Annotated in this window: 22 protein-coding genes; 2 read left to right on the top strand and 20 right to left on the bottom strand. The window is 59.4% G+C overall.

Translation table 11 applies throughout. The annotated features are described in order from the left end of the window. Positions 1-206, top strand: a 206-nt coding sequence (locus tag EXY20_RS39635; RefSeq protein WP_207671401.1) for a hypothetical protein, incomplete at its 5' end; no start/stop codon positions are given. 128 nt (positions 207-334) lie between these two features. Here the strand turns inward: EXY20_RS39635 and EXY20_RS37415 are convergent. The 7 genes from EXY20_RS37415 to EXY20_RS37385 all read right to left on the bottom strand — a co-directional run bounded on the left by EXY20_RS37415 (position 335) and on the right by EXY20_RS37385 (position 8459). Then, entirely contained in the window at positions 335-1117 is a 783-nt protein-coding gene (locus EXY20_RS37415; protein ID WP_235886387.1) for a LamG domain-containing protein, read from the bottom strand. Positions 1118-1196: 79 nt separating this feature from the next. After that, positions 1197-2732, bottom strand: coding sequence for an extracellular solute-binding protein (locus tag EXY20_RS37410; protein WP_167859791.1), 1536 nt, complete (start codon positions 2730-2732; stop codon positions 1197-1199). Between the two features lie 91 nt (positions 2733-2823). Further along, positions 2824-3696, bottom strand: coding sequence for a carbohydrate ABC transporter permease (locus EXY20_RS37405; protein ID WP_235886386.1), 873 nt, complete (start codon positions 3694-3696; stop codon positions 2824-2826). Between the two features lie 38 nt (positions 3697-3734). Further along, positions 3735-4697 carry an ABC transporter permease gene (locus EXY20_RS37400; protein WP_235886385.1) on the bottom strand — a complete coding sequence of 321 codons (963 nt, stop codon included), beginning with the start codon at positions 4695-4697 and terminating at the stop codon, positions 3735-3737. 113 nt (positions 4698-4810) lie between these two features. Continuing rightward, entirely contained in the window at positions 4811-6649 is a 1839-nt protein-coding gene (locus tag EXY20_RS37395) for a cache domain-containing sensor histidine kinase (protein ID WP_135557542.1), read from the bottom strand. Continuing rightward, on the bottom strand, positions 6646-7641 hold the full coding sequence (locus EXY20_RS37390; protein ID WP_135557541.1) for a response regulator transcription factor: 996 nt from the start codon (positions 7639-7641) through the stop codon (positions 6646-6648). Before EXY20_RS37390 ends, EXY20_RS37395 begins: the two co-directional genes overlap by 4 nt. Positions 7642-7688: 47 nt before the next feature. After that, positions 7689-8459, bottom strand: a complete 771-nt coding sequence (locus tag EXY20_RS37385; protein ID WP_135557540.1) for a phytanoyl-CoA dioxygenase family protein — start codon at positions 8457-8459, stop codon at positions 7689-7691. 149 nt (positions 8460-8608) lie between these two features. Here EXY20_RS37385 and EXY20_RS37380 point away from each other — a divergent pair, with 149 nt between their 5' ends. Then, on the top strand, positions 8609-9448 hold the full coding sequence (locus EXY20_RS37380) for a helix-turn-helix domain-containing protein (RefSeq protein ID WP_167859790.1): 840 nt from the start codon (positions 8609-8611) through the stop codon (positions 9446-9448). A gap of 21 nt (positions 9449-9469) precedes the next feature. Here the strand turns inward: EXY20_RS37380 and EXY20_RS37375 are convergent, their stop codons facing one another. The 13 genes from EXY20_RS37375 to EXY20_RS37315 form a co-directional block, all read right to left on the bottom strand. Next, entirely contained in the window at positions 9470-10327 is an 858-nt protein-coding gene (locus EXY20_RS37375) for an AraC family transcriptional regulator (protein ID WP_167859789.1), read from the bottom strand. Positions 10328-10471: 144 nt separating this feature from the next. Next, positions 10472-10984, bottom strand: coding sequence for a DNA-deoxyinosine glycosylase (locus EXY20_RS37370; RefSeq protein ID WP_235886384.1), 513 nt, complete (start codon positions 10982-10984; stop codon positions 10472-10474). Further along, positions 10975-12297: a UDP-N-acetylglucosamine 1-carboxyvinyltransferase gene (gene murA, locus EXY20_RS37365; protein WP_135557537.1), complete on the bottom strand. Its 1323-nt coding sequence runs from the start codon at positions 12295-12297 to the stop codon at positions 10975-10977. Before murA ends, EXY20_RS37370 begins: the two co-directional genes overlap by 10 nt. Positions 12298-12484: 187 nt before the next feature. Beyond that, positions 12485-12736, bottom strand: a complete 252-nt coding sequence (locus tag EXY20_RS37360; RefSeq protein WP_135557536.1) for a DUF1146 family protein — start codon at positions 12734-12736, stop codon at positions 12485-12487. Between the two features lie 21 nt (positions 12737-12757). Further along, entirely contained in the window at positions 12758-15580 is a 2823-nt protein-coding gene (locus EXY20_RS37355) for a S8 family serine peptidase (RefSeq protein WP_135557535.1), read from the bottom strand. A 1158-nt stretch (positions 15581-16738) separates the two neighbouring features. Continuing rightward, the gene (locus EXY20_RS37350; protein WP_135557534.1) at positions 16739-18256 is read right to left on the bottom strand and encodes an NADH-quinone oxidoreductase subunit N; all 1518 of its coding nucleotides are present in this window, start codon (positions 18254-18256) and stop codon (positions 16739-16741) included. Between the two features lie 3 nt (positions 18257-18259). After that, positions 18260-19888 carry a complex I subunit 4 family protein gene (locus EXY20_RS37345; RefSeq protein ID WP_135557533.1) on the bottom strand — a complete coding sequence of 543 codons (1629 nt, stop codon included), beginning with the start codon at positions 19886-19888 and terminating at the stop codon, positions 18260-18262. Then, complete coding sequence (gene nuoL / locus EXY20_RS37340; RefSeq protein WP_135557532.1) at positions 19878-21800, bottom strand: NADH-quinone oxidoreductase subunit L; 1923 nt, start codon at positions 21798-21800, stop codon at positions 19878-19880. Before nuoL ends, EXY20_RS37345 begins: the two co-directional genes overlap by 11 nt. A 76-nt stretch (positions 21801-21876) precedes the next feature. Further along, positions 21877-22188 (bottom strand): NADH-quinone oxidoreductase subunit NuoK, encoded by a 312-nt coding sequence (gene nuoK / locus EXY20_RS37335; protein WP_135557531.1) that lies wholly within the window; start codon positions 22186-22188, stop codon positions 21877-21879. 1 nt (position 22189) lies between these two features. After that, positions 22190-22726, bottom strand: coding sequence for an NADH-quinone oxidoreductase subunit J (locus tag EXY20_RS37330; RefSeq protein ID WP_135557530.1), 537 nt, complete (start codon positions 22724-22726; stop codon positions 22190-22192). Beyond that, complete coding sequence (gene nuoI, locus EXY20_RS37325; RefSeq protein WP_135557529.1) at positions 22710-23168, bottom strand: NADH-quinone oxidoreductase subunit NuoI; 459 nt, start codon at positions 23166-23168, stop codon at positions 22710-22712. Before nuoI ends, EXY20_RS37330 begins: the two co-directional genes overlap by 17 nt. 19 nt (positions 23169-23187) lie before the next feature. After that, entirely contained in the window at positions 23188-24195 is a 1008-nt protein-coding gene (gene nuoH / locus EXY20_RS37320) for an NADH-quinone oxidoreductase subunit NuoH (protein WP_135557528.1), read from the bottom strand. Continuing rightward, positions 24195-25295, bottom strand: coding sequence for an NADH-quinone oxidoreductase subunit D (locus EXY20_RS37315; RefSeq protein WP_135557527.1), 1101 nt, complete (start codon positions 25293-25295; stop codon positions 24195-24197). Before EXY20_RS37315 ends, nuoH begins: the two co-directional genes overlap by 1 nt. Position 25296: the final 1 nt, after the last annotated feature.

The raw sequence follows: 25296 nt of genomic DNA, 5'->3' as shown, positions 1-25296 counted from the left end.
TACGGAGCAAAAAAATAACCTCCCGCGCCTTCGCTTGGGCTACGGCCGCCCACAACCTTTTACACCAAACAAATGACCCCCATCGTCCCGATGGAAGAACCTACTACACAAACTACTTGACGGCACCCACCAACGAAGAAATAGCCAGTGAAATCACTGGCTATTTCGCTAAAAAGGTCGATTTTGAGGCTGTCTGGTCAGAATAACCAGTGTTTTCGCTGGCTATTTTCGACGAAGCACCTGAAATAGAGGAAATAGGCCATTTTTCATGGCCTATTTCCCGGAAGCGGGCACCTGCCGCGCCCACCCGCGCCGGAGCGACCCGCGCCGCCCGCTACTCCCGCGTCGCCGCGGCCAGCTCGCGCAGTTCGTCCGCGCCGAGCGCGCGCTCGAACACCGCCAGGCCGCCCAGCAGGCCGGTGTAGAAATTGCCCGGCTCGCCGGAGCGATCGACCGCGCACACGGTGAAGTCGGCGCCCTCCGCGCCGCCGTCGAACAGGCCGCCTTCGTAGCGGTACGGGTTGTACGTCTCCCGCGCGTCCAGCCGGCCGTCCAAATAGGCGCGCGCTTCCTTGCCGTCGTACGTAAACGCGACGAAATGCCACTCGCCGCGCGGGACCGGCGTCGCGCCGATGGCCGAGTCCATACAGTACTTGTACCCCGGCGTCGGACCGCCGACGGACGACACATGGCCGCACACCTGCTCGGCGCTGTCCCAGATGCGCAGGTTCAGAAACAGGCAATACTGCCGCATCTTGCGCGACTCGTCCCACTGACCGGCAATCGCCTCGCAGCCTTTGTAATCGGACTCGCCCCAATGCACCCACGCCGCCACGGTCACCTGAGCCTCCGGCCCGTGCAAATCAAGCGCCGGGCACGCCGCCCGCGGAATGCTGAACCATTGGCCGAACGCCACATCGGCCGCATAAGGGCCGAACACGCCGTCCTCCGCCCGCTCCACCGGCCCTGCCATTTCCCGCAGCCGATACGGGTGCGGGCCTTGCGCCACCCGCTCCTCCCCGGCTCCCTCCTGGAAATCCCAGAAGCTGATCAATCCTGGCCGCTCCAGCACCGCCTGCGCCCGCGCCTGTCCCCGCTCCGCACTCGTCATCCCCATCGTCTCCCTCTCCTCTCCTCGAATCGGCACAATCGCGGCAAAACCGCCCCCGCACCCGGGGACGGTTTCGTCGCGAGATTTACTTCGCATTATAAGCGTCGGCCAACGCTTTGACAACATCTTCGCCGCCGGCCTTTTGCCACTTGCCGACGAATTCGTCGAAAGCCGAAAGCGGCATCGCGCCGGTAATGATTTTCAGGAAATACTCCTGCTTCAGGTCGAGAATTTCTTTGCTCTTCTTGTCGGCCGCTTCGACCGGAGGCAGCAGGTCCGTGACGTTCTCATACTTGGACGACTTGAGCAGCGGGTTGAAGTAAGGCGCGAACCCTTTCTGCTCCATACGCTGCAGGCCAAGCTCGATCGTGTCGAACATGTTGTAGTAGACGCGGAACCGGATTTTTTCCGCTTCCGGCGTGGCGACGTATTTGCCGTCCTGTTTATTGTAGTGTTTGCCAAGATCGCCGAAGGAGATGTAGTCGATCAGTTCGTTCGTCGATACCTTGTTCAGGAACTGTACGACTTCCTTCGCCTTTTTGCTCGCCTTCGGCACGACCATATAGCGGGTCACGGAGCTGAGCTTCGACATGCCGTTGGCGCCGTTCGTGCCCGTCACGGCGTCAATGTAGCCGAGATCGGATGTGGCGATTTTCGCCTTGATCGCGTCGCCGGTCGTTTTGGCGTCGGCCCAGCCCATCGTCGTCATGAACGCCTTGCCGCTGACGAGCTTCTCCTTGACGTTCTCCGACTTGTTGACGACCGACTCCTTGTCGAGCAACCCTTCGTTGTACAGCTTGTTGGCGAAGGTGAGGAAATCTTTGGCCGCCGGCTGCGCCGGGTTGTAGGTGACTTTGCCGTTCGCGTACGTATAGTCGACCGGCGGCACGAACATCGCCATGATGCCGTCGAGGCCGGACAGCCCCTGCGAAAGGTTCGCCGTATACGGAATCATATCCGGCTTCTTCTCCTTGATCGCCTTGAGCGCCGCGTACAGCTCATCCTGCGTCTTCGGCTCGGCGATGCCAAGCTCCTTCAGCACGTCCTTGCGCGTCAGCAGGCCGGAGTTCGGCGTGCCGAAGTAAGCGGCGCGAATGGCGTACAGCTTGCCGCCGGACATAGCCGATTTCATCTGGTCGGGCGTAAATATTTTTTTGATGTCGGGGCCGACTTCGTTGACCAGCGCATCGAGCGGCGCCAGCAAACCTTGCTGCACGAAGCTGCCGAACAGCGCCTTGTCGTTCATAATCAGAAGGTCTGGCGTATCGCCGGAAGCCATCGTCAAATTCATTTTCTGGCGCGCCGCCTCGGCGTCTTTCGGCAGCAGCTCCCATTGCACGTTGAAGCCGGTTTTTTCGCGGATCATGTTAGCGATTTCATTGTTGTTCACGTCGGAGCCGGCCGGAAATTCTTCCACGTTGTTCGGTACGAGCACCTTCAGCGTAACTTTCTCCTTCGGCGCGGCGGATGCAATCGCCGTCGGCGCGGACGAGCCGGCCGGCGACGAAGAAGCAGCCGTCTTCGTATCTTCCGTTTTGCCGCCGCAGCCGGCGAGCGCGGTGCCGGCGAGCAGCGTCGCCGCCATCGTCAGCCCGATCTTTTTCGTGTAGCCCTGTGTCATCGGTAAATCCTCCCCTGATTTCATAGTAATCGCTTCCCCATTGACTGACCAGATGCCTACTCTTGCCATTTGCCCGGCATGTTGCGATATATCAGCCTTTTACGGCGCCAAGCACGACTCCTTTGACGAAAAAGCGCTGCAAGAACGGATACACCAGCACGATCGGCAGCGTTGCCGCCACGACGGTCGCGCCGCGGATCGACTCCGTCGACACGTTCACTTGCGACAGCATGTCGACGTTGTTGCTCGCATCCGACGCGTTCAGAATCATTTCCCGCAGGAACACCTGCAGCGGCAGCAGCTTCGCGTTGTTGATATACATCAACGCTTCGAAATAACTGTTCCAATACTCCACCGCGCAGAACAACGCAATGGTCGCGATAACCGGCATGGCCAGCGGCACCATGATCGATGCCAGAATGCGGATGTTGCTGGCTCCGTCTATTTTGCCCGACTCTTCCAGGCTATCCGGCAAGTTCATGAAATACAGCCGGACGATAATCATATTGAACGGACTGACAAGTCCCGGGATGATGAGCGCCCAGAGCGAGTTGACCAGGCCCGCGCTTTTGACAATCAGATAGGTCGGAATAATGCCGGCGCTGAACAGCATCGTGAACACGTACAGCATCATGATCGTCTTCTGTCCCTTCAGCCGGCTGCGGGACAACGCGTATCCGGTGCATACCGTCAGCAGCACATTGATCAAGGTGCCGGCGATCGTGATGAACACGGAATTGCGGAACGACGTCAGAAATTTCTGGCTGCCCAGCACAATATCGTAAGCCCCCGTCGTAAAATGCACCGGCCAGATCAGTACCTCGCCGGCCATGACGCTCGCCTCGTCGCTGAGCGATTTGGCGGCGATATTGAGCACCGGAATCAGGCAGGCCAGGATGATCAGGGAGAGCAGCCCGTAATTGAACCATTCGAAAATCATTTCGCCCCTCGTCCGAAGCTTCATGGCGATCTCCTCGCTTTCTCTCTCGCGGGCCGTCCCGCTTACCACAGGCTGCGTTCGCCGAATTTTTTGCTGAAATAGTTGGCCGTGGCGATCAGCGTCATGCCGATGACCGACTGGAACAAGCCGATGGCGGTCGTGAAGCTGTACTTCATCTCGGTAAGACCGATCCGGTACACGTATGTGCCGATGACGTCGCCGACGCTGTACACGAACGGGCTGTAGAACATGAGCACCTGCTCCAGGTCGTTGCCGAGCGCGCTGCCGATTCGCAGCAGCACGATGAAAACGATGACGCCCCGGATACCGGGCAAGGTGATGTGCCAGATCTGACGCATTTTGCCCGCGCCGTCGATGCGCGCCGCTTCGTATTGCCCCGTGTCGATGCCCAGAATGGCCGACAGGTAAATGATCGAAGACCAGCCGGTTTCCTTCCAGGCGGTCGACAGCACGAGAATGCCGCGGAAGAAGCGCTCGTCGGCGATCATCATGATGTCCTGCATGCCGAACAGCGAGAACAGCCCTTTCAGCACGCCCGTCTGCGGCGACAGCAAGTTGATGAAGATCGCGCTGATGATGACCCACGACAGGAAGTGCGGCAAGTACGAGATACTTTGCGTGATTCGCTTGAAGGCGAGGTTGCGCACTTCGTTAATCATGAGCGCCAGCATGATCGGCAGCGGGAACTGGAACACCAGCTTATAAAAGTTGATCAGCAGCGTGTTGCGCAGCACCTCCCAGAACTTCGGCTGGTCCATCAGCTCGCGGAAGTGTTTCAGCCCGGCCCAGGGGCTTCCCCAGATGCCGTCGAACAGGTTGTAATCCTTAAAGGCGATGATCGCCCCGAACATCGGCGCGTACCGGAACATCAGCAGGACGATCAGCCCGGGAACGAGCAGCAAATACAGGTCGTAATCGTTTCGCAGTATGGTTCGCCAGGCGCTTCGCCTTGCTGCAGGCTGCGCTTTCGGCGCTGTCATCGTGCCTTGCTGCGCATTTGCCATGTGTCGGCCCTTCCTTTCCATGTTGCCATCGCTTGTCTGGTTGCAATCGCTTTCACTTGACTCTTCTGATTATAAGAAACAAAAAAAGCCCCGAAAACGGGGCATCCCTACGATTAGGTGTCTGATCTTACGCTCTTTGGTTGCGCTTCCAACGAGGCCGCGGGCGCCGTTGACGCCGCCAGCAGCCGCAGCCGGATGGCGGTTCCGCCTCCGGGCTTGCTGCGGATCTTCACGCCGAACCCCGGCCCGTAAGCCAGCTGCAGCCGCTGGTGCACATTGCGCAGCCCGTAGCCGGGGCTTTCCGCCAGCAGCAGCGACGCTGCCGTTTCACGGCTCATGCCCGCCCCGTTGTCGAAGATGACAAACTCCACGATCTCCCCGCGCAGTTGCCCGCGCAGCGTAATCGTACCCGCTTTGCCCGCACGTTTATTGATCCCGTGGACGATCGCGTTTTCGACGATCGGCTGGAGAATCAGCTTCGGAATTTCGATTTTCTCCAGCTCCGGCTGGACGCGCGCGTCGTAATGGATCAACCCGCTGAAGCGGATGTTCTGAATCTCCATATACGCGCGCACGTGTTCGAGCTCCTTCTCCACGGCGATCGTCTCCCGGCCGCGGTTCAGGCTGATGCGGAAAAACTTCGACAAATTCGTCACCACATGCGCGATATCCGGCACCTTCGAGGCCAGCGCCAGCCATTTGACCGTATCGAGCGTGTTGTACAGGAAGTGCGAGTTGATGCGCCCTTCCAGCACCTTCATCTCCTCGCGCTGCTTGTTGATCGTGATCGTGTATACTTCGTCGATCAGGCTTTTGATCTGCACGGACATTTTGTTGAACCGGCGCTGCAGCAGCGAAATTTCGTCATTGCCCGACACCTCGACAACCTGGCCGAAATGGCCCTGCTCGATGCCCTTCATTTTCTCCCCGAGGATGTGGATTCGCTTCGTGAACGTGCGCGACAGCAGCACGGACAACGCCAGCACCAGCACGACGACCGACACCGACAGCAGCAGGATGTACCAGCCGAGCGACTTGCTCTGGCTGGCGATGCTTACCGCCGGCACGAGCACCGCAAGATGCCAGTCGGCGTTGCCGACCGGCTGCGTCAGCAGCAAATAATTGCTGCGGCCGAGCCGGACGTTGCGGTAGCCTTGTTCGGTCGCGGGAATTTGCCGCACCAGCCGCGCCAATTCATCCTTATCCGCGGCGAGTTGATCCGGCAGCTGCGCATACGTCGAGACGAGCGAATCTCCCTTGTACAGCATCGCGCGGTAAGGCAGCGCCAGGCTCATGTCCTCCAGCACGCCGGTCAGCGTCGCCTCGTCCACGTCGATCGCCATGAAGCCAAGCGTCTCGCTGACCGCTTCAAAATCCTTCATGACCCTATACAACGACACGATCGATTTCTGTACGTTGCCGATGTAGTTCGTCGTCCCCAGATAACGCCATTCCATCGCGCTCGGCTGCGCCGCGAGCTCCTTGTCCAGCTTGGCCGACTCCTCCGGACTGATCGGAAAAATGTTGTAGTTCTCCGTCGTGTACAGCGGATTGTTCGGCACCAGCAGCCGGATGCGGAAAATGTTGCGGCTCTTCTCCAGGTTGCGGATGATCTCGATGATCGCCTTGTAGTCGCCGATGACGTCGCCGATCGTCAGCTCCTGCCGATTCGCGCGGCGCAGGATGTTCTGCAGCTGCACGTTCGTGTAGATGATTTCGGCAATGTTCTCGACTTCGGTCAGTCGGTACGAAATGTTGATCGACGTCTGGCGCAGCGCCTCCAGATAAGCGCCGCTCGTCTGCTCCGCAATGACGGACGACGACTTGCGGTAGGAGAAGAAGCCGATGATCACCGACGGAATGAGCAGGATGACGATGAAGGCGATCAGCATCTTGCTGCGCAGCTTGAGCCGCGCGTCGAAACGCACGAACAGCCGGATCAGCCTGCTCATCTGGACCGCTCCCGGTATTCGCTCGGGTTCATGCCGACTTCCCGCTTGAACAGCTTGGTGAAGTATTTGCCATCCTTGTAGCCGACCCGCTCCGCCAAGTCGGCGATCAGGACTCCCGGCTCCTCGCGCAGCAGCCGCTTCGCTTCGTCGAGCCGCAGCCCGGTCAGCGCGTCGTTGACCGTCGCTCCGGTCTCTTTCTTGTACAGGTTGGCCAAATAGTTCGGCGACAGGTGCACATGCGCCGCCATCTGCGCCAGCGACAGCTCCTCGCGGAACGAGCGCTGCATGTACGCCGTGACGGCGCGCACCACCTTGCGCTGATCGGGCTTGTCGCGCAGCACGGCCGTCAGCTCGCCGAACTCGTCGCCGTCGCCGAGCGCATCGCGGTAAGCCGCAAGCTCCGCTTCGTCCAGCTCGCGGGACATCAGCTCCTGCTGGAACCGCTCGCGGACGAGCGGGCGAGACGCGCCGACGTTGCGCTCCAGGCTGCTCAGCCGATCGCGCATCGCCCGTTCCTCGTCGCACTCGCGCAGTACCTTGCGCAGAACGTCTTCGAGTTCCTCGGTATGGAACGGCTTCAGCAAATAGTCGACGACCTGCAGCTTAAGTGCCGACTTGATATATTCCACGTCTTCGTGCCCACTGATCATGATGACTCGAATCGTTTTGTCCGGGATGTCGGTGCGCAGCCGGCGGACGAATTCGATGCCGTCCATCTCCGCCATGACGACATCGGTCAGGACGATGTCGGGCCGCAGCGCGATCGCCATCTCGAGCCCTTCCCTGCCGTCGGCGGCGTCGCCAATCAGCTCGATGCCGTAAGCCGGCCAGTCGAGACAGCCTTTCATCCCTTCGCGGATCAGTTCCTCGTCCTCGACGATCATGAGCGAATACATCGTCTGCGCCTCCTCATGAACATGGCCGTCCCATGATAAGCTGAATATAAAACCTTTCCACTTGTCCGTCAATGCGCTGCCGCCGTCAGCATGCAAACACGCCTCCCCGGCGCCAGGTCCGGGAAGGCTCGGTCTTCTCGATTTTAAAGGAAATAGTATTGCGACAGGTCTCTGCCTTTAAGCGCGTAGCGTTTGTAGTGCTGGTAGTGCGCCTTGTACAGCTGGCCGTTCTTGGAGGGCGAATACGTCAGGTACATCTGCTTGCGGCTGACGTTCGACGTGTTCGGCCCGCTCTGGTGCGGCGTAAACGAGTGGAACAAAATGATGTCGCCGGGATTCGTTTCGACGAGTTCGCCGGTGGACAGGTCGATCTCCGCGATTTCTTCGGCAATCATGTTGCGCAGCGAACCCGGCTCGGAGCGGAAGCGGTCCTGGTAGCCGGGAAACAGCTCGAGCCCGCCGTTCTCCTTGGTCGCGCCGTCGATCGCCACCATCACCGAAATGAGCCCCTCCATCGGGAATACTTGCCAGTATGCCGCATCCTGATGCATCGTATAACCGTTCGTGCCCGGCAATTTGAAGATCAGCTTGTCTTTGAACAGCAACGGTTCGTCCATGTAGATGTCGCGCAGCGGCGCCAGGATCCGTTCGTCCTGCACGAGCGCCGCGAACACCGGCGACAGGTCGTGCACCGGATCGAGCTTCTCGATCTTTGCCCCGTCGTTCGGGTAATGGCGGTATGCCACCCGGGCGTTCATCGGATCGATGTACGGGCTCGGCTCGAGCAGCCGGTCGCATTCCAGCTGCATGACCTTCGCTTCCTTCTCCGAAAAAACATTGCGCAGCACAAGATATCCCTTTTTGTAATACGAATCGATCTGCTCCTGGGTGAGCAGGTTCAAAGCCTGTTTCATGTCGAATCGCGCCTCCGTTATGTTTTTTGTCTTATCATCGCCGGCTATGCTTTCATCCTAACGCAGGACCTTCCCAAATGCCATGCCGTGATTTATACTATTTCATATCCTTTTTTGCAACGTTCTACAGAGGGAGGAGAGAGCTTTCGATGCCGTCGATTCGGATCAAACGGTATACGTGCAGCGGGCCGCGCGAACAATTTTCGCTGGAGGAGGATGTGTACGAAGGCTGGGTCGTGTTGGCGGCGCAGACGGGGTCGTTTCTGTTTGCGATGAAGGAGGAAGGTGAAGAAGAAGATGAGGGAGAACAGAGGGGCGAGATTGACCGGTGGGAACGGGAAGGGGTGGCCGGCTTCGGCGAGCTGCTGTTCTGCCCGCCGGCGACAACGCTGTGGAGGCGGGCGCTCGAGCCGATGTCGTTCGTGTTTATCGAATGCGACGCCGCCGATAACGGCCTGTTCGCGACGATCCCGCCGCGCGGCGGCAAGGTGCTCATCCGCGACGTCCAGCGGCTCGGCTCGTCGTTCGGCTACCTGAACGAACTGCACGACCGCACCGGAGGAGCCAAACCGCATACGGTTCCCGAGCATTTGCTCGGCGACCTGCTGTTTCTGGTTGAATACGAGCGCAGCATAGCCGCCCATCTGCGGGAGCGACGCGCCGTAGAGCCGTTGATGCACCAGGCGGCCGCTTATATTGAACAGCACGCCTGCAGCGCCGACTTCACGCTCGGCGCGCTGGCGAACAAGCTCGGCATCGCCGGCCCGCAGCTGACGCGGCGCTTCCAGGCCGCCTACGGGACGGCGCCGGTCGCCTACGCCACGGAAGTGCGCCTGGCCCGGGCGCGTCGTTTGCTGACGGGGTCCGACGCCACGCTCGATCAAATCGCCGACCAATGCGGGTATCCGAACGGCTTCTACTTAAGCCGCGTGTTTACACGCGCCATCGGCAGCAGCCCCTCGGTTTACCGCAAAACGCATCGGATTTGACAAATTGGCTCGCGAAGCCGATCAGCCCCAGTCGTGATGCCGCATCCGGCGCCTGAACTCGACCGGGCTGCAGCCGGCAGCCTTGCGGAAGGCGCGGGAGAAATAATTGGCGTCGGCAAAGCCGAGTTGCAGCGCGATGTCCGAAATACGCGATTCGGTTCGCTGCAGCTCGGTTTTGGCATGTTCGGTCTTGAGGAAATGGATATACTTGAGCGGGGACATCCCCGTATCCCGATAGAACAGATGCCGCAGCTGCGCCTCGCTGAGCTCGACAAGGTCGCACAGATCGGCCAGCATCGGAAATTTGCCGGGATGGCAAATCATATACTCGATCACCGTTTGCACGCGCGGATCGATATCGAACGGTTCGCGGCTCGGCTCTTTTGCCGGTATGGCTTCATGGCCTGCCAGCGGGTGCGCCCGGTCGATCACCAGCCCGATCAGCTCCGTCAGCCCGGCGTGCAGCAGCAGCGATTGCGCGGCGCTTTGCCGCGCTTCTTCCGCCAGCATGCGCTCGACAACTGGCGCGAACGACGCCTGCGGCACATCGGTCGTTACCGGCAGCCGCAAAATATCGATCCAGCCGCGATGCTTCAGAATCGATATTTCCGCTTGAAACCGGACGCTGACATACGTCATGCGCTCCGTATGCGTCTTGCAGTCCACCCAGGCGTTGCACGGCAGCAAATACAGCCGGCCCGCCTGCCCCGCGTGCGCCGCGCCGTCGACATAAACGGTAAACTCGCCCTCCGTCACGTACCACAGAATCGAATAGGGCAGCCGCCGCGGCGGCGTTTTCCAGCCTTCCAGCCGGAACACCGACATGGAGATGAATTGCAGCGACAACGCTTCCACAAGCCGTTTGACCGCGTTCGCCATCGTGGACCCTCCAATTTTCCCGCATCCCCTGAATGCGAAAGCATCCTCGTCTTTTCTATGCGAAGGTATGGTTACCTTCATTATAGAAAAACCGGGGATGCGTTTTTAGACGGGCAATCACTCATTAATAGCACAAATCGCTGGTCAGCGGTGCATTTCCAGCGTGCGCCTGACTTGCTGCCAATCAAGCAGCTTGCGCGGCAGCGTCAAGGTGCGGGCCGGGCTGGAGGAAGGCAGCAGGTGCAGCGCCGGCAGCTTCGCCGCCGCGGCAGCGCAAGTCGGCACGACCAGCCGGCGAAACAGCTGCTCCGCCTTGCTGCCGTTGAAGAAAATCGCCGCAACGCGCGGGTAGCGGCCCAGCAAGGCCGCAAAATCGTTGGCCTCGGGCGCGGTGATATCGGCGTCCAGGCTGCCTTCGCGCTCGCAGCGGGCCAGCACGTCCCACAGGGCGACTCCCTGCCCTCTGGCGAACGCGAGCCGGCTCTCGTACGCTTCGTCCGGCTGAAGCCCGTACAAGCCGTACAGCAGCGGCCAGAAATGATTGCGCGGATGGCCGTAATACTGCTGCTTCGCCAGCGATTGCACACCGGGCATCGAGCCGAGCACAAGCACGCGCGAATCGTCGTCGATCACCGGAGGGAACGCCGTTACGCCCACGTCGGCTGCACCGCGAAGATCGCGATTTCCTTCTCCAAGGCGACCGTATCCTCCACATCCGTACGGCGAATGTCCGCCCCAAGTTCGCGAAGCCGCGCCACCAGCTCGACATAACCGCGGTCGATATGATGGATGTCGGCGATTTCCGTTTCGCCGTCCGCCGCCAGCGCCGCCAGCACAAGCGCCGCCCCGGCCCGCAGATCGGTCGCCCGCACCTTGGAGCCTTTCAGCTTCGTATTGCCGCTCACGACGGCCGTGCGTCCTTCCACGGAAATGCGCGCGCTCATTCTGGCGAAGGCGTCCACATGCATAAACCGGTTCTCGAACACGGTTTCCGTGATGAGGCTGGTGCCGTCGGCCGTGAGCAGCAGCGCCATCATCTGCGACTGCATATCGGTCGGAAAACCCGGATAAGGCAGCGTCTTGACATCCACCGCGCGCAGCGGACGATCCGCCCTCACAAGCACGCCGTTCTCCTCCAGCACGATCGTAACGCCCATTTCCTCAAGCTTGGAGATGACCGGTCCCAGATGATCGGCAATCGCTCCTTCGACGTATAGCGTACTGCCGGTGATGGCGGCGGCGATCATATAGGTGCCCGCTTCGATCCGGTCCGGTATGACCGTATGGGTGGCGCCCTGAAGCGAATCCACCCCTTCGATCCGGATCATGCCCGTCCCCGCGCCGCGCACCTTGGCCCCCATCGCGTTGAGGAAATTGGCCAAATCGACGATTTCCGGTTCTTTGGCCGCATTTTCGATAATCGTCGTACCGACGGCAAGCGTGGCCGCCATCATGATGTTTTCCGTTGCGCCGACACTGGCGACGTCGAGGTATATTTTGGCCCCCTGCAAACGCCCTTTGACGCTGGCTTCAATAAACCCTTGCCCGACTTCGATATCGGCGCCCATCGCTTCGAAGCCTTTCAAATGCTGATCGATCGGACGCGTTCCGATCGCGCAGCCGCCCGGCAGCGAAATGACGGCCCGGCCTTTGCGCGCAAGCAGCGGTCCCATGATGAGGAACGAGGCGCGCATCTTGCGCACCATGTCCGGCGACGCTTCGCACGCAGGCACGCGCCCGGCGGCAACGGTCAGGCTGCTGCCGTGCGGCTTGATGCGGATGCCGAGGCTTTCCAACACCCGCTGCATGGTGACGACATCATCGAGCGAAGGCACGTCATGAATGATGCTTTCCCCGTCGCTGGCGAGAATCGAGGCGGCGATGATGGGCAATACGGCGTTTTTGGCGCCGCAAATTTTCACTTTTCCCGTTAGCCGGTTGCCTCCGCGGACGATTATTTTGTTGCCCATGGGATCTACCTCCGCGCTTCATAGTTGATTGCAACATCAAAGGGTTCGTGACCGCGGGCCGATTTCAGTACGGCCTTTTGCCGTTTCGATCACTTTGCCCGATATTTCTCCGGGTGAACACATTACTCATGATTCATTGTTAGCAGCCAAGCCCGATGTTATGCGGCTCCGCGCGGCGCGTTTCCCGTTAAAACATGCCTTTGAGCAGAGCCGACCAATTGAAATAATCGATCAAAAATCGCGCCGCCTCGTACCCGAGCGCAACCGACAGCAGGATTTGCAGCATTTTGCTTTGCCCGCTCTTGGGCTGGCGCAGGAACAGGTCGAGGCGGAGCTGTTGCAACGCCCACCAGGCAAGCCCGATGCATACGATCGTAATGACGATATACAGCAAGCTGCTGGTCGCCAGCGACGAGCTTAACGAGTCGTTGTCCCCCAAGACGAATCCCCCCTTTCAAAGTTACCGGTTGAGCGCTCTGCTCAGCATGGCGCTGAACGCCGCCCGGGTGACCAGGCTGTCGGGACGGAACGTGCCGTCTTCGTAGCCTTCGATCATCCGATTATCGTACAGTTCGTTGAGCAAGCCGGCCCCCCAGTAGTCGAACGGCACATCGGCAAAAGGGGTCGGCTTCGCCTCCGCTGCATGATTTCCGTCCAATTGCAGCACGCGAGCGAAAATCGATGCCATTTCAATCCGTGTCAGCCCTCGATCGGGACCGAAGGTGCCGTCGCTGTAGCCGGTCATTACCCCGGCCGATGCCGTTTTGGCAATGGCCGCGGCGGCCCAATGACCGGAAGGCACATCGCGGAACGGCTGCGCCGAGGCCTTGCCGTATCCGAATCCGCGGACGAGCATGGCGGCCGCCTCGGCCCGCGTCACCGGCCAGTCGGGTTCGAAGCGGAAATTGCCGAAGCCGTCGACGATCCCTTTGGCGACAAGCGCGGCGATCGGTTGCTCGGCCCAATGGCCGGCAATGTCGCGGAAGCCGGCCACGAGCCGGGATGCCTTGACGTTCAGCCGGTACATGCTGTACGGGTCTCCCTGAGTGGCCGCCAGCTTCGCATAATACGTACCGGCGGCGAGCCGGAACGTCCCTTCATACGAGGCTTGCTTCAATGACAGCGTGCCACCGATGGCCGGTTGCAATGCATTGTCGTACAAGGAGAAATTCGTTGCGATTCCTGCCTGGAGACCGCTCATCGACACGTCGACGATGCTTTCGGCATCAAGCTTGAACCGATACCAGTCGACATCCTCCTTCGGATCGAGCACGCCGAAATAATTTTCCCCGAGCTGGATTGGCGTCGCCTGGAACGAACGGTCGTTCGGCTCGTTCGGATCGGTCATTTTCGTCAAATACTCGATGTCGAGCGTATATTCGCCCAGCACCGGATAATGGTAATCGTCCAGATTGCTGACCCGTATGTAGTACACGCCAGGCTGCACATCGATCGGCAGCGATGTTTCCGGATTGCCGTCGCCTTTCTGGTCGATCGTTGTCGCCTTTTCGCCTTTGCGCTGAACGAGCAGCACCGGGTCCATTCGCGGCGTATTGACATTCACCTTCAGCTTGAGCGTGCCGAACTGCGACAGATTGATCATATACCAGTCCTGGTCGTCCATATGGTCAAATGTGCCCGTGATCGTTTGCGACCGGTCCGGCAGCCCGTAAGCGAGAAACATCCGGTCGTTCGACTCGTACGGATCGGCATAGATTCCTTCCAGCGCCGTCAGCTTGTAGCCAATTGTCCGCGTGCCGGTCTTGTCGGCGAGACGCAGCCGGATGTAGCTGATCCCTTTGGCCGCCTGGACGGTAACGCCATCCGCCAACCCGGACGTCCACGTCGTTTGTTGCCCGTCGGCCGCCACGTACATCAGCTCGATCTGACCGTCAAGCGCATCCGCCGCCGTCACCTGGAACGTCAACGTGCCGTTGTATGCGGCCTCCAGCGCATACCAGTCGTTATCGGCGCCGCCGCTTAATTCGGCGTCCGCCATTTTGCCGATGGGCAGCGGCTTCGCGGCGCTTTGCACATCGTTGCTTTCGAACCGGTCGGCCGCGTATTCGGCCGCAACCGCCCGATCTGCGCGCAGCAGGCCGTAGCCGTTGTGCGCGTCCCAGCCCGCGGGGCCGACGTCTTCGGCCGTCCGGCGAATGATGCTGCGCACCTGGTACGGCGCAAGCTCCGGGCTGCGTCCGAGCAGCAGAGCGCACACCGCGGCGACTTGCGGCGCCGCCATGGAAGTGCCGTCCTTCTGCACGTACTTGCCGTCCGGCGCCGTCGTGAACACGTCCCACGGGGCGATGACGTCCAACTCCGAGCCGAAGTTGGAGCGTTCGTCGGCGGTCTTCTGCCGGGTGGCGCCGCCTACGGCCAACACAGTCGGATACGCGGCAGGATATTTGACCGCGCTGCCTTCATTGCCGGATGCCGCTACTAGCAGAACGCCTTTCCGCTCCGCGTAATCGACAATCTCTTTCATATAGGCCGAATATTTGTTCAGTCCGAGCGACAGGACGACGATCGCGGCGCCATGATCGACGGCGTAACGAATCCCTTCGCCCAGCTTGTCTTCCTGCCCGGTTCCGTCCGCCTCCAGCGCCTTGATCGGCATGATCTTCGCCTTCCAGGCAATGCCGGCGATGCCGATATCGTTGTTTGCGGCGGCGGCAATTACTCCCGCTACAGCGGTTCCGTGGCCGTTGTCGTCGCTCGGCGGCCGGCCGGGGGTGATCAGATTCGTCCCCTCTACCAACTGGTCCTGCAAATCCGGATGCGTCAAGTCGACACCCGTATCGACCAGCGCGATGGTCAATCCGGCGCTAGGCACCGCCTGGTCCCATGCTTCCTGGGCATGGATGAGCTCCAGGTAGCGCTGGTAGACCAGCATCGGGTCATTCGGCGCCTGCGCGATACGGGCTGTTTGATTGAGCTCGAAGCTGGCGACGCCGGGCGCATGCTCCCAGCGATCCAGCCAATCTTGCGTCTTTCGACCCATACGGGGCGACGCCACGGTAACGCCGGTTTGCGGGTATTCCGCACGAATGTCACTGTCTGCGTAAAAAGCCGGGTCCGGCGCCCCTTGCCAGCGCACGATCCAGGAAGCCGCGGCACGCTCTTGATCTGCCGCGTCCGAAGCCGCCGCAGGCGCCGGACCGAAGCCGCCTGCGGCCATCGCCGCGACGAGCAACGATGCGACAACCGCCGTTGCGACTAACGCCTTATGTAGGGTATGCCATCTATTCACCATAGCAAGCAAGAATCGAATCGGGTTGGTCATGGGAGAGGGATTTCCTAACTTGTTGCGCTTGTTTTCGAACCCTGTACTGTTTCGGCAAAATCCGCGCAATTCCCTGCCTCCGGAAACAGATTGGTTCGGAAGTCCCTGTTTTATATAGGACGCGTGTCGTCAGATGGTAGAATTCGGAGAAACGATGCGATGCTAACTGCGTCAGCTTCGTCACGCAAGATGATCACGGCGTGGCTGTTTATATAAATTATTATCTATATTTACTATTTAATGGATATAATCGGCTCATATAATTATCACGCCTTTCGTCTGCCCGTTATCCCATTGGCTCAATGGAGAACTGATCCACTACACGTCCTTTTAACCGTCGGATACGCAGCGCCGCGATGAGGCGTTGACGCAGAAGCACTGACCGGGACACGCCACTTAGCGCCCAACGCCGTGGCCTTGCGTGTAATGAGATACGCTACGCGGCACGGCCGATTGAGTCGAGGGGATACTGCTCAGATGGCACGACACCGCGGCAGTTTGAGTCGAGGGGATACTTCGCAGATGGCACGGTACGGCGGCTAACTGAGTCGAGGGGATACTGCTCAAATGGCGCGACACCGCAGCATGTTGAGTCAAGGGGATAATACTCAGATAGCGTGGTACGGCAATAGTAGATTGAGTCGAAAGGATACTGCTCAGACGACGCGATACTGCAGGAGCAGATTGAGTCGAAGGGATACAGCGCAGATGGCGCGACACCGCAGCCGATTGAGTCGAGGGGATACTGCGCAAAGCCTAAAATAACCTGCAGAGCCGAATTCGGCGCCGACCCGCACCGTCAACCGACGAAAATTGTTGTCGGCCCCTCCGGATATGGGTGTGCGATGAAATAGGCCATTTTTTCTGGCCTATTGGGCCAAAAATGGGCCGTCTCGACAAAATAGCCCATGATTTCACTGGCTATTCGCGCGAAACGCTCGATTTTGGCGCCAAATGGCCCCAATAACCAGTGTTTTCACTGGCTATTTCCGAAGCGGCGTACGAAATACGGTAAATAAGCCACTTTTTATGGCCTACTTACCGTGACCAGCCTGTAGCGGCTCCATCCGGTGCATTATGTCAGCTTTTTGCCCCGTCCAAAGTTGTCCAAATCAAAACGTCCGCCCCCGAAGGAGCGGACGCCTGTCCTCACAACGCTTACTGCGGCAACAACATCCAATCCGACAGCTTCGTCACCTGGTCGATACCGTCCAGCACCCCTTGCGGGTAGAAGCCCATAACCAGCGTGCCGATGACGCACAGCCAAAGCGTAATGCCGAGTATAACCGGTACACGGACCGGGTTTTCTTCCGTGCTGCGCATGAACATTTGGCGCACGATGCTGAAGTAGTAATAAAGCGAAATGACGCTCGTTCCGATCATGATCGCAGCCAGCCAGTACTTGTGCGTTTCCACCGCGCCCAGCATGATGTACAGCTTCCCGAAGAAGCCGCCCGTCACCGGCAAGCCCGCCAGCGACAGCACGATCACGACCATGCCGGCCGCCGTCCAGGGCGCACGGTAGTAGAAGCCGGCGAAGCTTTTGACGTCTTCGCTGCCGCCTGCGCGTTCGACGATAGCCAGCGCCGCAAACGCGCCGACGTTCATCAACGTATACGCGATCAGGTAAAACATCAACTCCGACACGTTCGTGTAGTGCACAAGCCCATAGTAGGAAGCGACCGGCACCAGCAGGTAGCCGGCATTCGCCACGCCGGAGAGCGCGAGCAGCCGTTTCATGTTCGTCTGGCGCAGTGCCTGAATGTTGCCGATAATCATCGCGGCGGCGGCCAACACGCCTACGGCCAGCAGCACGTCGTATTGAATCGGATATTCCGACGAGCCAACGCCGTCGAAAACGCGGTAGAACACCCGGAACAGCAGCGCGAATCCGGCGCCCTTCGAGACGACCGCCAGGAAAGCGGATACCGGCGTCGGCGCGCCCTGGTACACGTCCGGCGCCCAGTTGTGGAACGGGGCGGCGGCGATTTTGAAGCCGAAGCCGGCCAGCAGCAGGAAGAACGATACGTAGATCAACGCGCCGAACGAATCGGTGGACGATTGCAGCACCGCATTGATCTCCATCAGGTTCGTCGTGCCCGTCATGCCGTACAGGAACGACATGCCGTACAGGATGACCGCCGACGAAATGCCGCCGAGCACGATGTACTTGAACGCGCCCTCGTTGGAGGCAAGCTGCTTCTTGCGCATGCCCACCATGACGTAGGACGTGATGCTGAGCAGCTCAAGCCCGACGAACAGCGTAATCAGATCGGCCGACGATGCCATGATCAAGGCGCCGAGCGTAGCCGGCAAGTAGAAGTAGTAATATTCGCCCACATGATGAGGCACGTTCTCTTCGTTGATCGAGCCCAGGCTCATCAGCACGGCCAGCGCGGTGCCGCCGAGGAAGATCAGCTTGAACAGCGCGGCGAAGCCGTCAACGCGATAGCTCTGGCCGAGGATGTCGATTGGCGCGTCCACGCCCAGCTGCAGGGCGGCGAATACGCCTGCGATCACGACGGCAACCAGCGTCAGCCAGCCGAGCAGCGCGCGGTTCGCGCGTCCCGGCAGGAACAGATCCAGGAGGCTGAGCACGACGGCGGCGATGACGAGCGTCAGTTCCGGGCCCATGTCGGCAAGCTGACTCCATTCCAGTCCGTGAAATGTTTCCATGGCTTACCCTCCTGTTCCGGTGACGATCGTCTGAATGAATTTGTCGAAGCCGCCGATCGTTTGCTGCAGCGACTGGCTGAGAATCGCCGGATAGATGCCGATCAGCAGGATGAAGGCAACGAGCGTAATCATCGGGATGACTTCCATCAGCCGGGCGTCCTTCATGCCGCGGTGCGCGTCGCGAATCGGCCCGAACGTAATGCGCAGCACCCCGCGCAGCACGTACACGGCGGTCAGAATGATGCCAAGCGTACCGACGACGGTAATGACCTTCATCGAGCCGAACAGGCCAAGGAAGGCGAGGAACTCGCTGATAAAGCCGGACAGCCCCGGCAAACCGAGCGAAGCGAGACCGGCAACGAGCAGGATGCCGCTCAGGAACGGCACGGATGCCGCAAGCCCGCCCAACTCGTCGATCGTCGTCGTCTGAGTGCGCTCATAGATCGCGCCGACCAGCAAGAACATCAGCGCCGAGATGAGGCCGTGCGACACCATCTGGAACACGGCGCCTTCGAGGCCGATCTGGTTGATCGCCGCAAGGCCGAGCAGCACGACGCCCATATGACTGATACTGGAGTAAGCCAGAATCAGCTTGAAATCCTTCTGGACAAAAGCGAGCACCGCGCCATACAAAATGCTCACGACACCGAGGATCGCCAATGCAACGGCGCAATTGTTCGCCTGTTCCGGAAACAGCAGCAGCCCGAAGCGGATCAGTCCGTACGCGCCCATCTTCAGCAAAATGCCGGAGTGGATCATGACGATCGAAGGCGGCGCTTCGGCGTGCACTTTGAGCATCCACGTATGGAACGGCAATATCGGCAGCTTGATCCCGAACGCGATCAGCAGCAGGATGAAAATGGTCAATTTCATGCCGCCGTCCAAATAAAACGGGTTGTTCGGGTCCAGGTAGTTGACGTACGAATCCGGATTGTCGAACAAGTTGTGCATGATCTCGGTAATGTTGCCGCTGAAATAGATCGCCGCGGAATCGCCGGACGGCGTCTGCGAGAAACCGGCCGTGGCGATAATGAGCAGAAAGGCGATCAGCATGACGGCAGAGCCGAGGCCATTGTAGAGCAGGAACTTGTTCGCCGCACGCTCGCGGTCGGTGTAGCCCCAGATGCCGATCAGGAAGTATGTCGGCACAAGCGTAAGCTCGAAGAACACGAAAAATTCGAACAGATCCTGCGCCATGAACACGCCCAGCATGCCGATCTCCAGCAGCAGGAACCAGATGAAATATGTTTTCCAGCGCTTCTTGATGTAAACGGAAGCGAGCGCCGCCATCGCCGAAACGAGCGCGGTCAGAAACACCAGCGGCAGCGACAGGCCGTCTACAGCCAGATGGTAGTCGAAGTTCAGGTAGAACGAAGTCAAATCGCTAAGCCCCTGCACTTCCTTGTGCAGCGGAACCGATATCCACGTGTAATGCTCCTCGTATTGCAAGCCGCTGGCCGCTTGGCTGAAATCGGCGTACAACCACGCGGATAACACGAGCGGCAGGAACGCCGCCGCGATGCCGATCGCCTTGATTGCGCGGCCTTGGCTGCCGCGAACGAACAGCAAGGCAATAATGCCGAGCAGCGGCGAAAAGGCGATCAGGCTGAGAATGGGAAAATTATCCGACATGGAGGAACCTCCTTCCCGCCAGCACCAGCGCAAAGATGACGAAGCCGAGCAGCGTGATCAGGCCGTACGTTTGCAGTTGTCCGTTCTGCAGGCGCGTGGCGATGCGGTTCACGCCAACGACGCCGGCGGCAACAAGCCGGACGAGCCCGTCGATCACATAATCGTCAATCCATTGCAGCAAGTAGCCGACGCCTTTCAAAGGCGCCACGATGAAACGACCGTACAGCTCATCGATGTAATATTTGTTGTACACGAGCGTATGCAGCCATTGCGGGCGCACATGGATCGCACGTCCCGCCGCGGTGGCGCGGGAACCGTACATCATCCAGCCGAGCGCGATGCCAAGCAGGCCGGCGGCGTTCGAGAGCAGGACGACGGCGATGTTCAGCTTCTCTTCGTCATGCTTGTCGGTCAGCCATTCGCCGAGCCACGGGTTGACGCCGGGCATCATCGCCAGACCGGCGATTACCGCCAGCACCGCCAGGATGATCAGCGGCAGCGTCATGGAAGCCGGCGACTCGTGCGCTTCGCCATGAGCTTGGGCGCCTTCGTGCTTGTCAAGCGCCGGACGACGTTTGCCGGCGAACACCAGGAAGAACAGCCGCGACATGTAGAACGCGGTAAAGAAGGCGGCGACGAGCGCTACCCAGAACAGGATCTGGTTATGCTCCCAAGCCTGCGCGAGTATGGCGTCCTTCGACCAGAAGCCGGACAGCGGGAAAATGCCGGACAACGCCAGCGCGCCGATCCCGAACGTCCAGGCGGTGATTTTCATTTTGCGGCCGAGACCGCCCATCTCGCGAATGTCTTGCGTATGCGCGGCATGAATGACGCTGCCGGCGCCGAGGAACAGCAGTGCCTTGAAGAACGCGTGCGTCATCAGGTGAAACAGGCCGGCCGAATACGACGCCCACGTGCCGATGCCGAGCGCCATCATCATGTAGCCAAGCTGGCTGACGGTGGAGTAGGCCAGCACGCGCTTGATGTCGTTCTGCGCCGTGCCGATCGTGGCGGCGAAGATCGCCGTGAACCCGCCGATGATGGCAACGACGAGCAGCGCGTCTTCCGACGCCAGAAAAATATCGAACGTCCGCGCGACCAGATACACGCCCGCAGCAACCATGGTGGCGGCATGGATGAGCGCGCTGATCGGCGTCGGGCCTTCCATCGCGTCCGGAAGCCATGTATGCAGCGGGAACTGGCCGGATTTGCCGACGGCGCCGACGAAGATCAGAATCGCGATCAACGTGACCGTACCGGCCGCGATGGTCGTATTATTTTGGAACACGTTATGGATGGAACTGAAATCAAGCTCGTGGTTCGGCATGTACCAGAACAGCAGCAGGATGGCGATGAACAAGCCGACGTCGCCGATCCGGGTGACGATAAACGCCTTCTTCGCCGCCGCCTTGGCCTCCGGCTTGAAGTACCAGAACCCGACCAGCAGGAACGAGCAAACGCCCACCAGCTCCCAGAATATGTACAGCTGCAGCAGGTTCGGCGACAGCACGAGCCCGAGCATCGAGAACGTAAACAGCGCCACATAGCCGAAGAAGACGGAAATGCGCTCGTCTCCGTGCATATAGCCGCGGGAGTAGATATTGACGAGCAGGCTGACGAGCGTCACGATAACGAGCATGAGCGCGTTCAGGTTCGTCACTTCGAAGCCCATTTTGAGCGAGATGTCGCCGATTTTGACCCAGTGCAGGTCGCTCCACGTATAGTTCTCCATGTGCTCGCCGAGACGGCCGATGAAGATCAGCAGCGCCACAACGAACGACGCGAAGGCGGCGATGATGCCGACAATCGGTCCGCTATCCTTGGCCTGGCGCCCGAGCGCCGTCAGCACCAGAAAAGCGAGCAGCGGGAACAACGGGACGAGCCAGGCATATTGTGAATAATCCGTTCCCATGGAAATAGGCTTCCTCCTTCATTCGAATCTCAGGCTTCCGGTTGTGCGATCAGCGGCGGTTGCGGATGGTGCGGCGTCAGCGCTTCAAGCCGTCCATTTCGCTAACATCGGTCGTGCCTTTGTTGCGATACAGGGCGATGAGCAGCGCGATGCCGACGGCCGCTTCCGCCGCGGCTACCGTAATCGTGAACAACGAGAAGATTTGACCGGTCATGGAAGGATGAACGCCAAATTTCGCGAAGGCAATCAGATTCAGGTTGACGGCATTGAGCATCAGTTCGATCGAAAGCAGGACAACGATGGCGTTGCGCTTCGACAGCGCGCCATAGAGACCGACGCAGAACAGAATCGCGCTCAGCATCAGATAAGGGGCAATCAGGTCGCTCACCTTAATCCTCCTCTCTCTTGGCTACGATGATGGCGCCGATGAAAGCGACCGTCAGCAGCACCGACATGAGCTCGAACGGAATGACGTATTGGTTGAACAGCAGGTTGCCGATTTCCAGCGTGTTGTCCTGGCCGCCGTCAAATGGCTGCGCATCCGGAAACGTCGACTTCTGAATGGCGTAGAACAGGATGCCGAGCAGCGCGAGAACGCCGATACCAAGCAGCACATTGTGCACCGGACGCCGCTGTTCCTGCTCCTCTTCGCTGCGGTGCTTCGTCATCATGATCCCGAAAATCATCAGAATCGAGATGGCGCCCGCGTAGATGAGAATTTGCACGAAAGCGACGAATTCGGCGTTCAGCAGCACGTAGAAGCCTGCCATGCTGAGGAACGTGAACGCCAGCGCCACGACCATGTGAATGACGCGGGTGAAGCTGATCATGTACACGGCGCCGCCGATTGCGCATAACGCGAAGAGGAAGAAGACGATGTTCCGCCCGCTTGCGAACAAGTCGGGAATGTTACTCAGATCCAGCATCTTTCTTCGCTCCTCCTTTCGGCTGCGCCGTGTTCTCCTGGCGGACGTTCGTATCGTTTTCGCTCAGCCAGCGCATATCCTTGAACAGCTCGTCACGGCTGTAGGTCGCCAGCTCAAAATTGTTCGTCATGACAATCGCTTCGGTCGGGCATACCTCCGTGCACAGGTCGCACAAGATGCACAGCTCGAAGTTGATGTCGTACGTATCGATGACCTTGCCCTTCTTCTCCGGATCGGGATTCGCCTTTCCCGTCAGCGTGATGCAGTCCGTCGGACAGATGCGCGCGCACATGTTGCAGACGATGCACTTCTCCGGGTCGAAATATTGAATCCCGCGGAAGCGGTCCGGCATATTGAGCGGTACGTCGGGGTAGGCGTAAGTTACTTTTTTGCTGGTCATCGCTTTGAACGTGACGCCCATCCCTTTAATTAAACCCTTCATGTTCTCAACTCCTTCGACATTATCGCGTCAGCTCGATGTACACGGCCGTGATAAAAATGTTGAGCAGCGACAGCGGCAGCAGCACTTTCCATCCGAGTCCCATCAGCTGATCGATACGAATGCGCGGCATGGTCGCACGCAGCCAGAACAGGAAGAAGACGATGAACGAAAATTTGAGCAGGAACCACAAAATGCCCGGGATAAAATCAAGGAACGGCAGCGGCGCATGCCAGCCGCCCAGGAACAGGATCGTGGTCAGGCTCGCAATCGCAAACACATAGACGTATTCCGCCAGCATGAAGAAAGCGAAACGGAAGCCGCTGTACTCGACGTGATAGCCGGCGACAAGCTCCGATTCCGCCTCCGGCAAGTCGAACGGCGTCCGGTTCAATTCGGAAATGGCGGCGATCACGAACACGACGAAGCCGACGATCTGCGGCAGGAAGTTCCACTCCCAGAACGCGTCGCCCTGATCGCCGACAATCGTGCGCAGGTTGAGGCTGCCGGCCATCATGACGACGCCGGTGACGGAAATAACGAGCGGCACTTCATAGCTGATCATCTGCGCCGCCGAACGCATGCCGCCGAGCAGCGCGTACTTGTTGTTCGACGCCCAGCCGCCCATAACGATGCCGATCGTCGAAATGCTGGACAGCGCCGCGTAATACAGCACGCCGACATTCAGGTCGGCAAAATACAGTTTATTGGTGTAAGGGAACACCGCAAGCACCGTAAACGCCGGAATAAACGTCAGCGCGGGCGCGAGAATGAACAGGTGTTTCTCCGCCTTGGACGGAATCGTGTCTTCCTTGATCAGCAGCTTCGCCACGTCGGCGACGCTCTGCAGCAAGCCGAGCGGGCCGGTGCGGTTCGGGCCGATGCGGAACTGCATCCAGCCGATGACCTTGCGTTCGAAATAGATGGCGTAGGTGACGAACCCGAGCACCAGCAACAGCATGACGATGCCCCAGAACAGGAAAATGAAGAAGTTGCCCCAGGTCAGTGTTTGGTTCAACAAATCGCCCATCAGCCGTCAACCTCCCCTACGACGATATCGATGCCGCCCAGGATGGTGATGAGGTTGGTCATCATTTCGCCTACGAGCAGCTTCGGCAATATTTGCAAATTGACGAACGACGGCCGGCGGAACTTGAGCCGGAACGGTTTGTCTTTCCCTTTGGAGACGATGAACACGCCGATTTCGCCGCGCGGCGACTCGATGCGCGAATACACTTCGCCTTCGGGCACGCGCAGCACTTTCGGCACTTTGCCCATGAACGGGCCTTCCTCCGGGAACTGCTCCAGTGCCTGCTCGAGAATGCGCAGCGATTGACGGATTTCGTCCATGCGGATCAAATAGCGGTCGTAACAATCTCCTCCGCTGCGAAGCGGAACGTCGAACTGGAATCGATCGTATATACAGTAAGGCTGGTCTTTGCGGATATCCCAATTGACGCCGGTGCAGCGCAGGTTGGCGCCGCTCAGGCCGTAATCGATCGCCGTCTGGGCGTCGTACTTGCCGACTCCCTTGATCCGGCTGAGAAAAATTTCGTTGCCGCTGACCAGCGCGTGGTACTCGTCAATCTTCTTCTTCATGTGCTGGACGAACGCCCGCACCTTGTCGAGCCAGCCTTCCGGCAGGTCCCACTTGACGCCGCCGATGCGCATGTAATTGTACGTCAGGCGCGCGCCGGACAGCTCGTTGAACAGGTCGATGATCGTTTCCCGGTCGCGGAAGGCGAACAGGAACGGGCTGATCGCGCCGATGTCGAGCAGATAAGTGCCCCACCAGACGAGATGGCTGGCGATGCGCTGCAATTCCATCACGACGAGCCGAATGAATTCGGCGCGTTCCGGAATTTCCAGCTGCATCAGCTTCTCGACGGCGTTGACCAGCACGTAGTTGTTCGTCATCGCCGATACATAGTCGAGCCGGTCGGTATAAGGAATGATTTGCGGATAGGTCAGGTTCTCCGCCAGCTTCTCCGTGCCCCGATGCAAGTAGCCCATGACGGGCGTCGCTTCGGTGATGATCTCGCCGTCCAGCTTGACGATGATCCGGAATACGCCGTGCGTGCTCGGATGCTGAGGACCGACGTTGAGCAGCAATTCTTCAGTGCGTATCACC

It is taken from the genome of Paenibacillus cymbidii, from assembly GCF_004764705.1.
GTDB classification, from domain to species: Bacteria; Bacillota; Bacilli; order Paenibacillales; family NBRC-103111; genus Paenibacillus_AN; species Paenibacillus_AN cymbidii.
The sequence above is the reverse complement of the archived record's forward strand: the minus strand, read 5'-3'. Positions and strand labels throughout refer to the sequence as shown.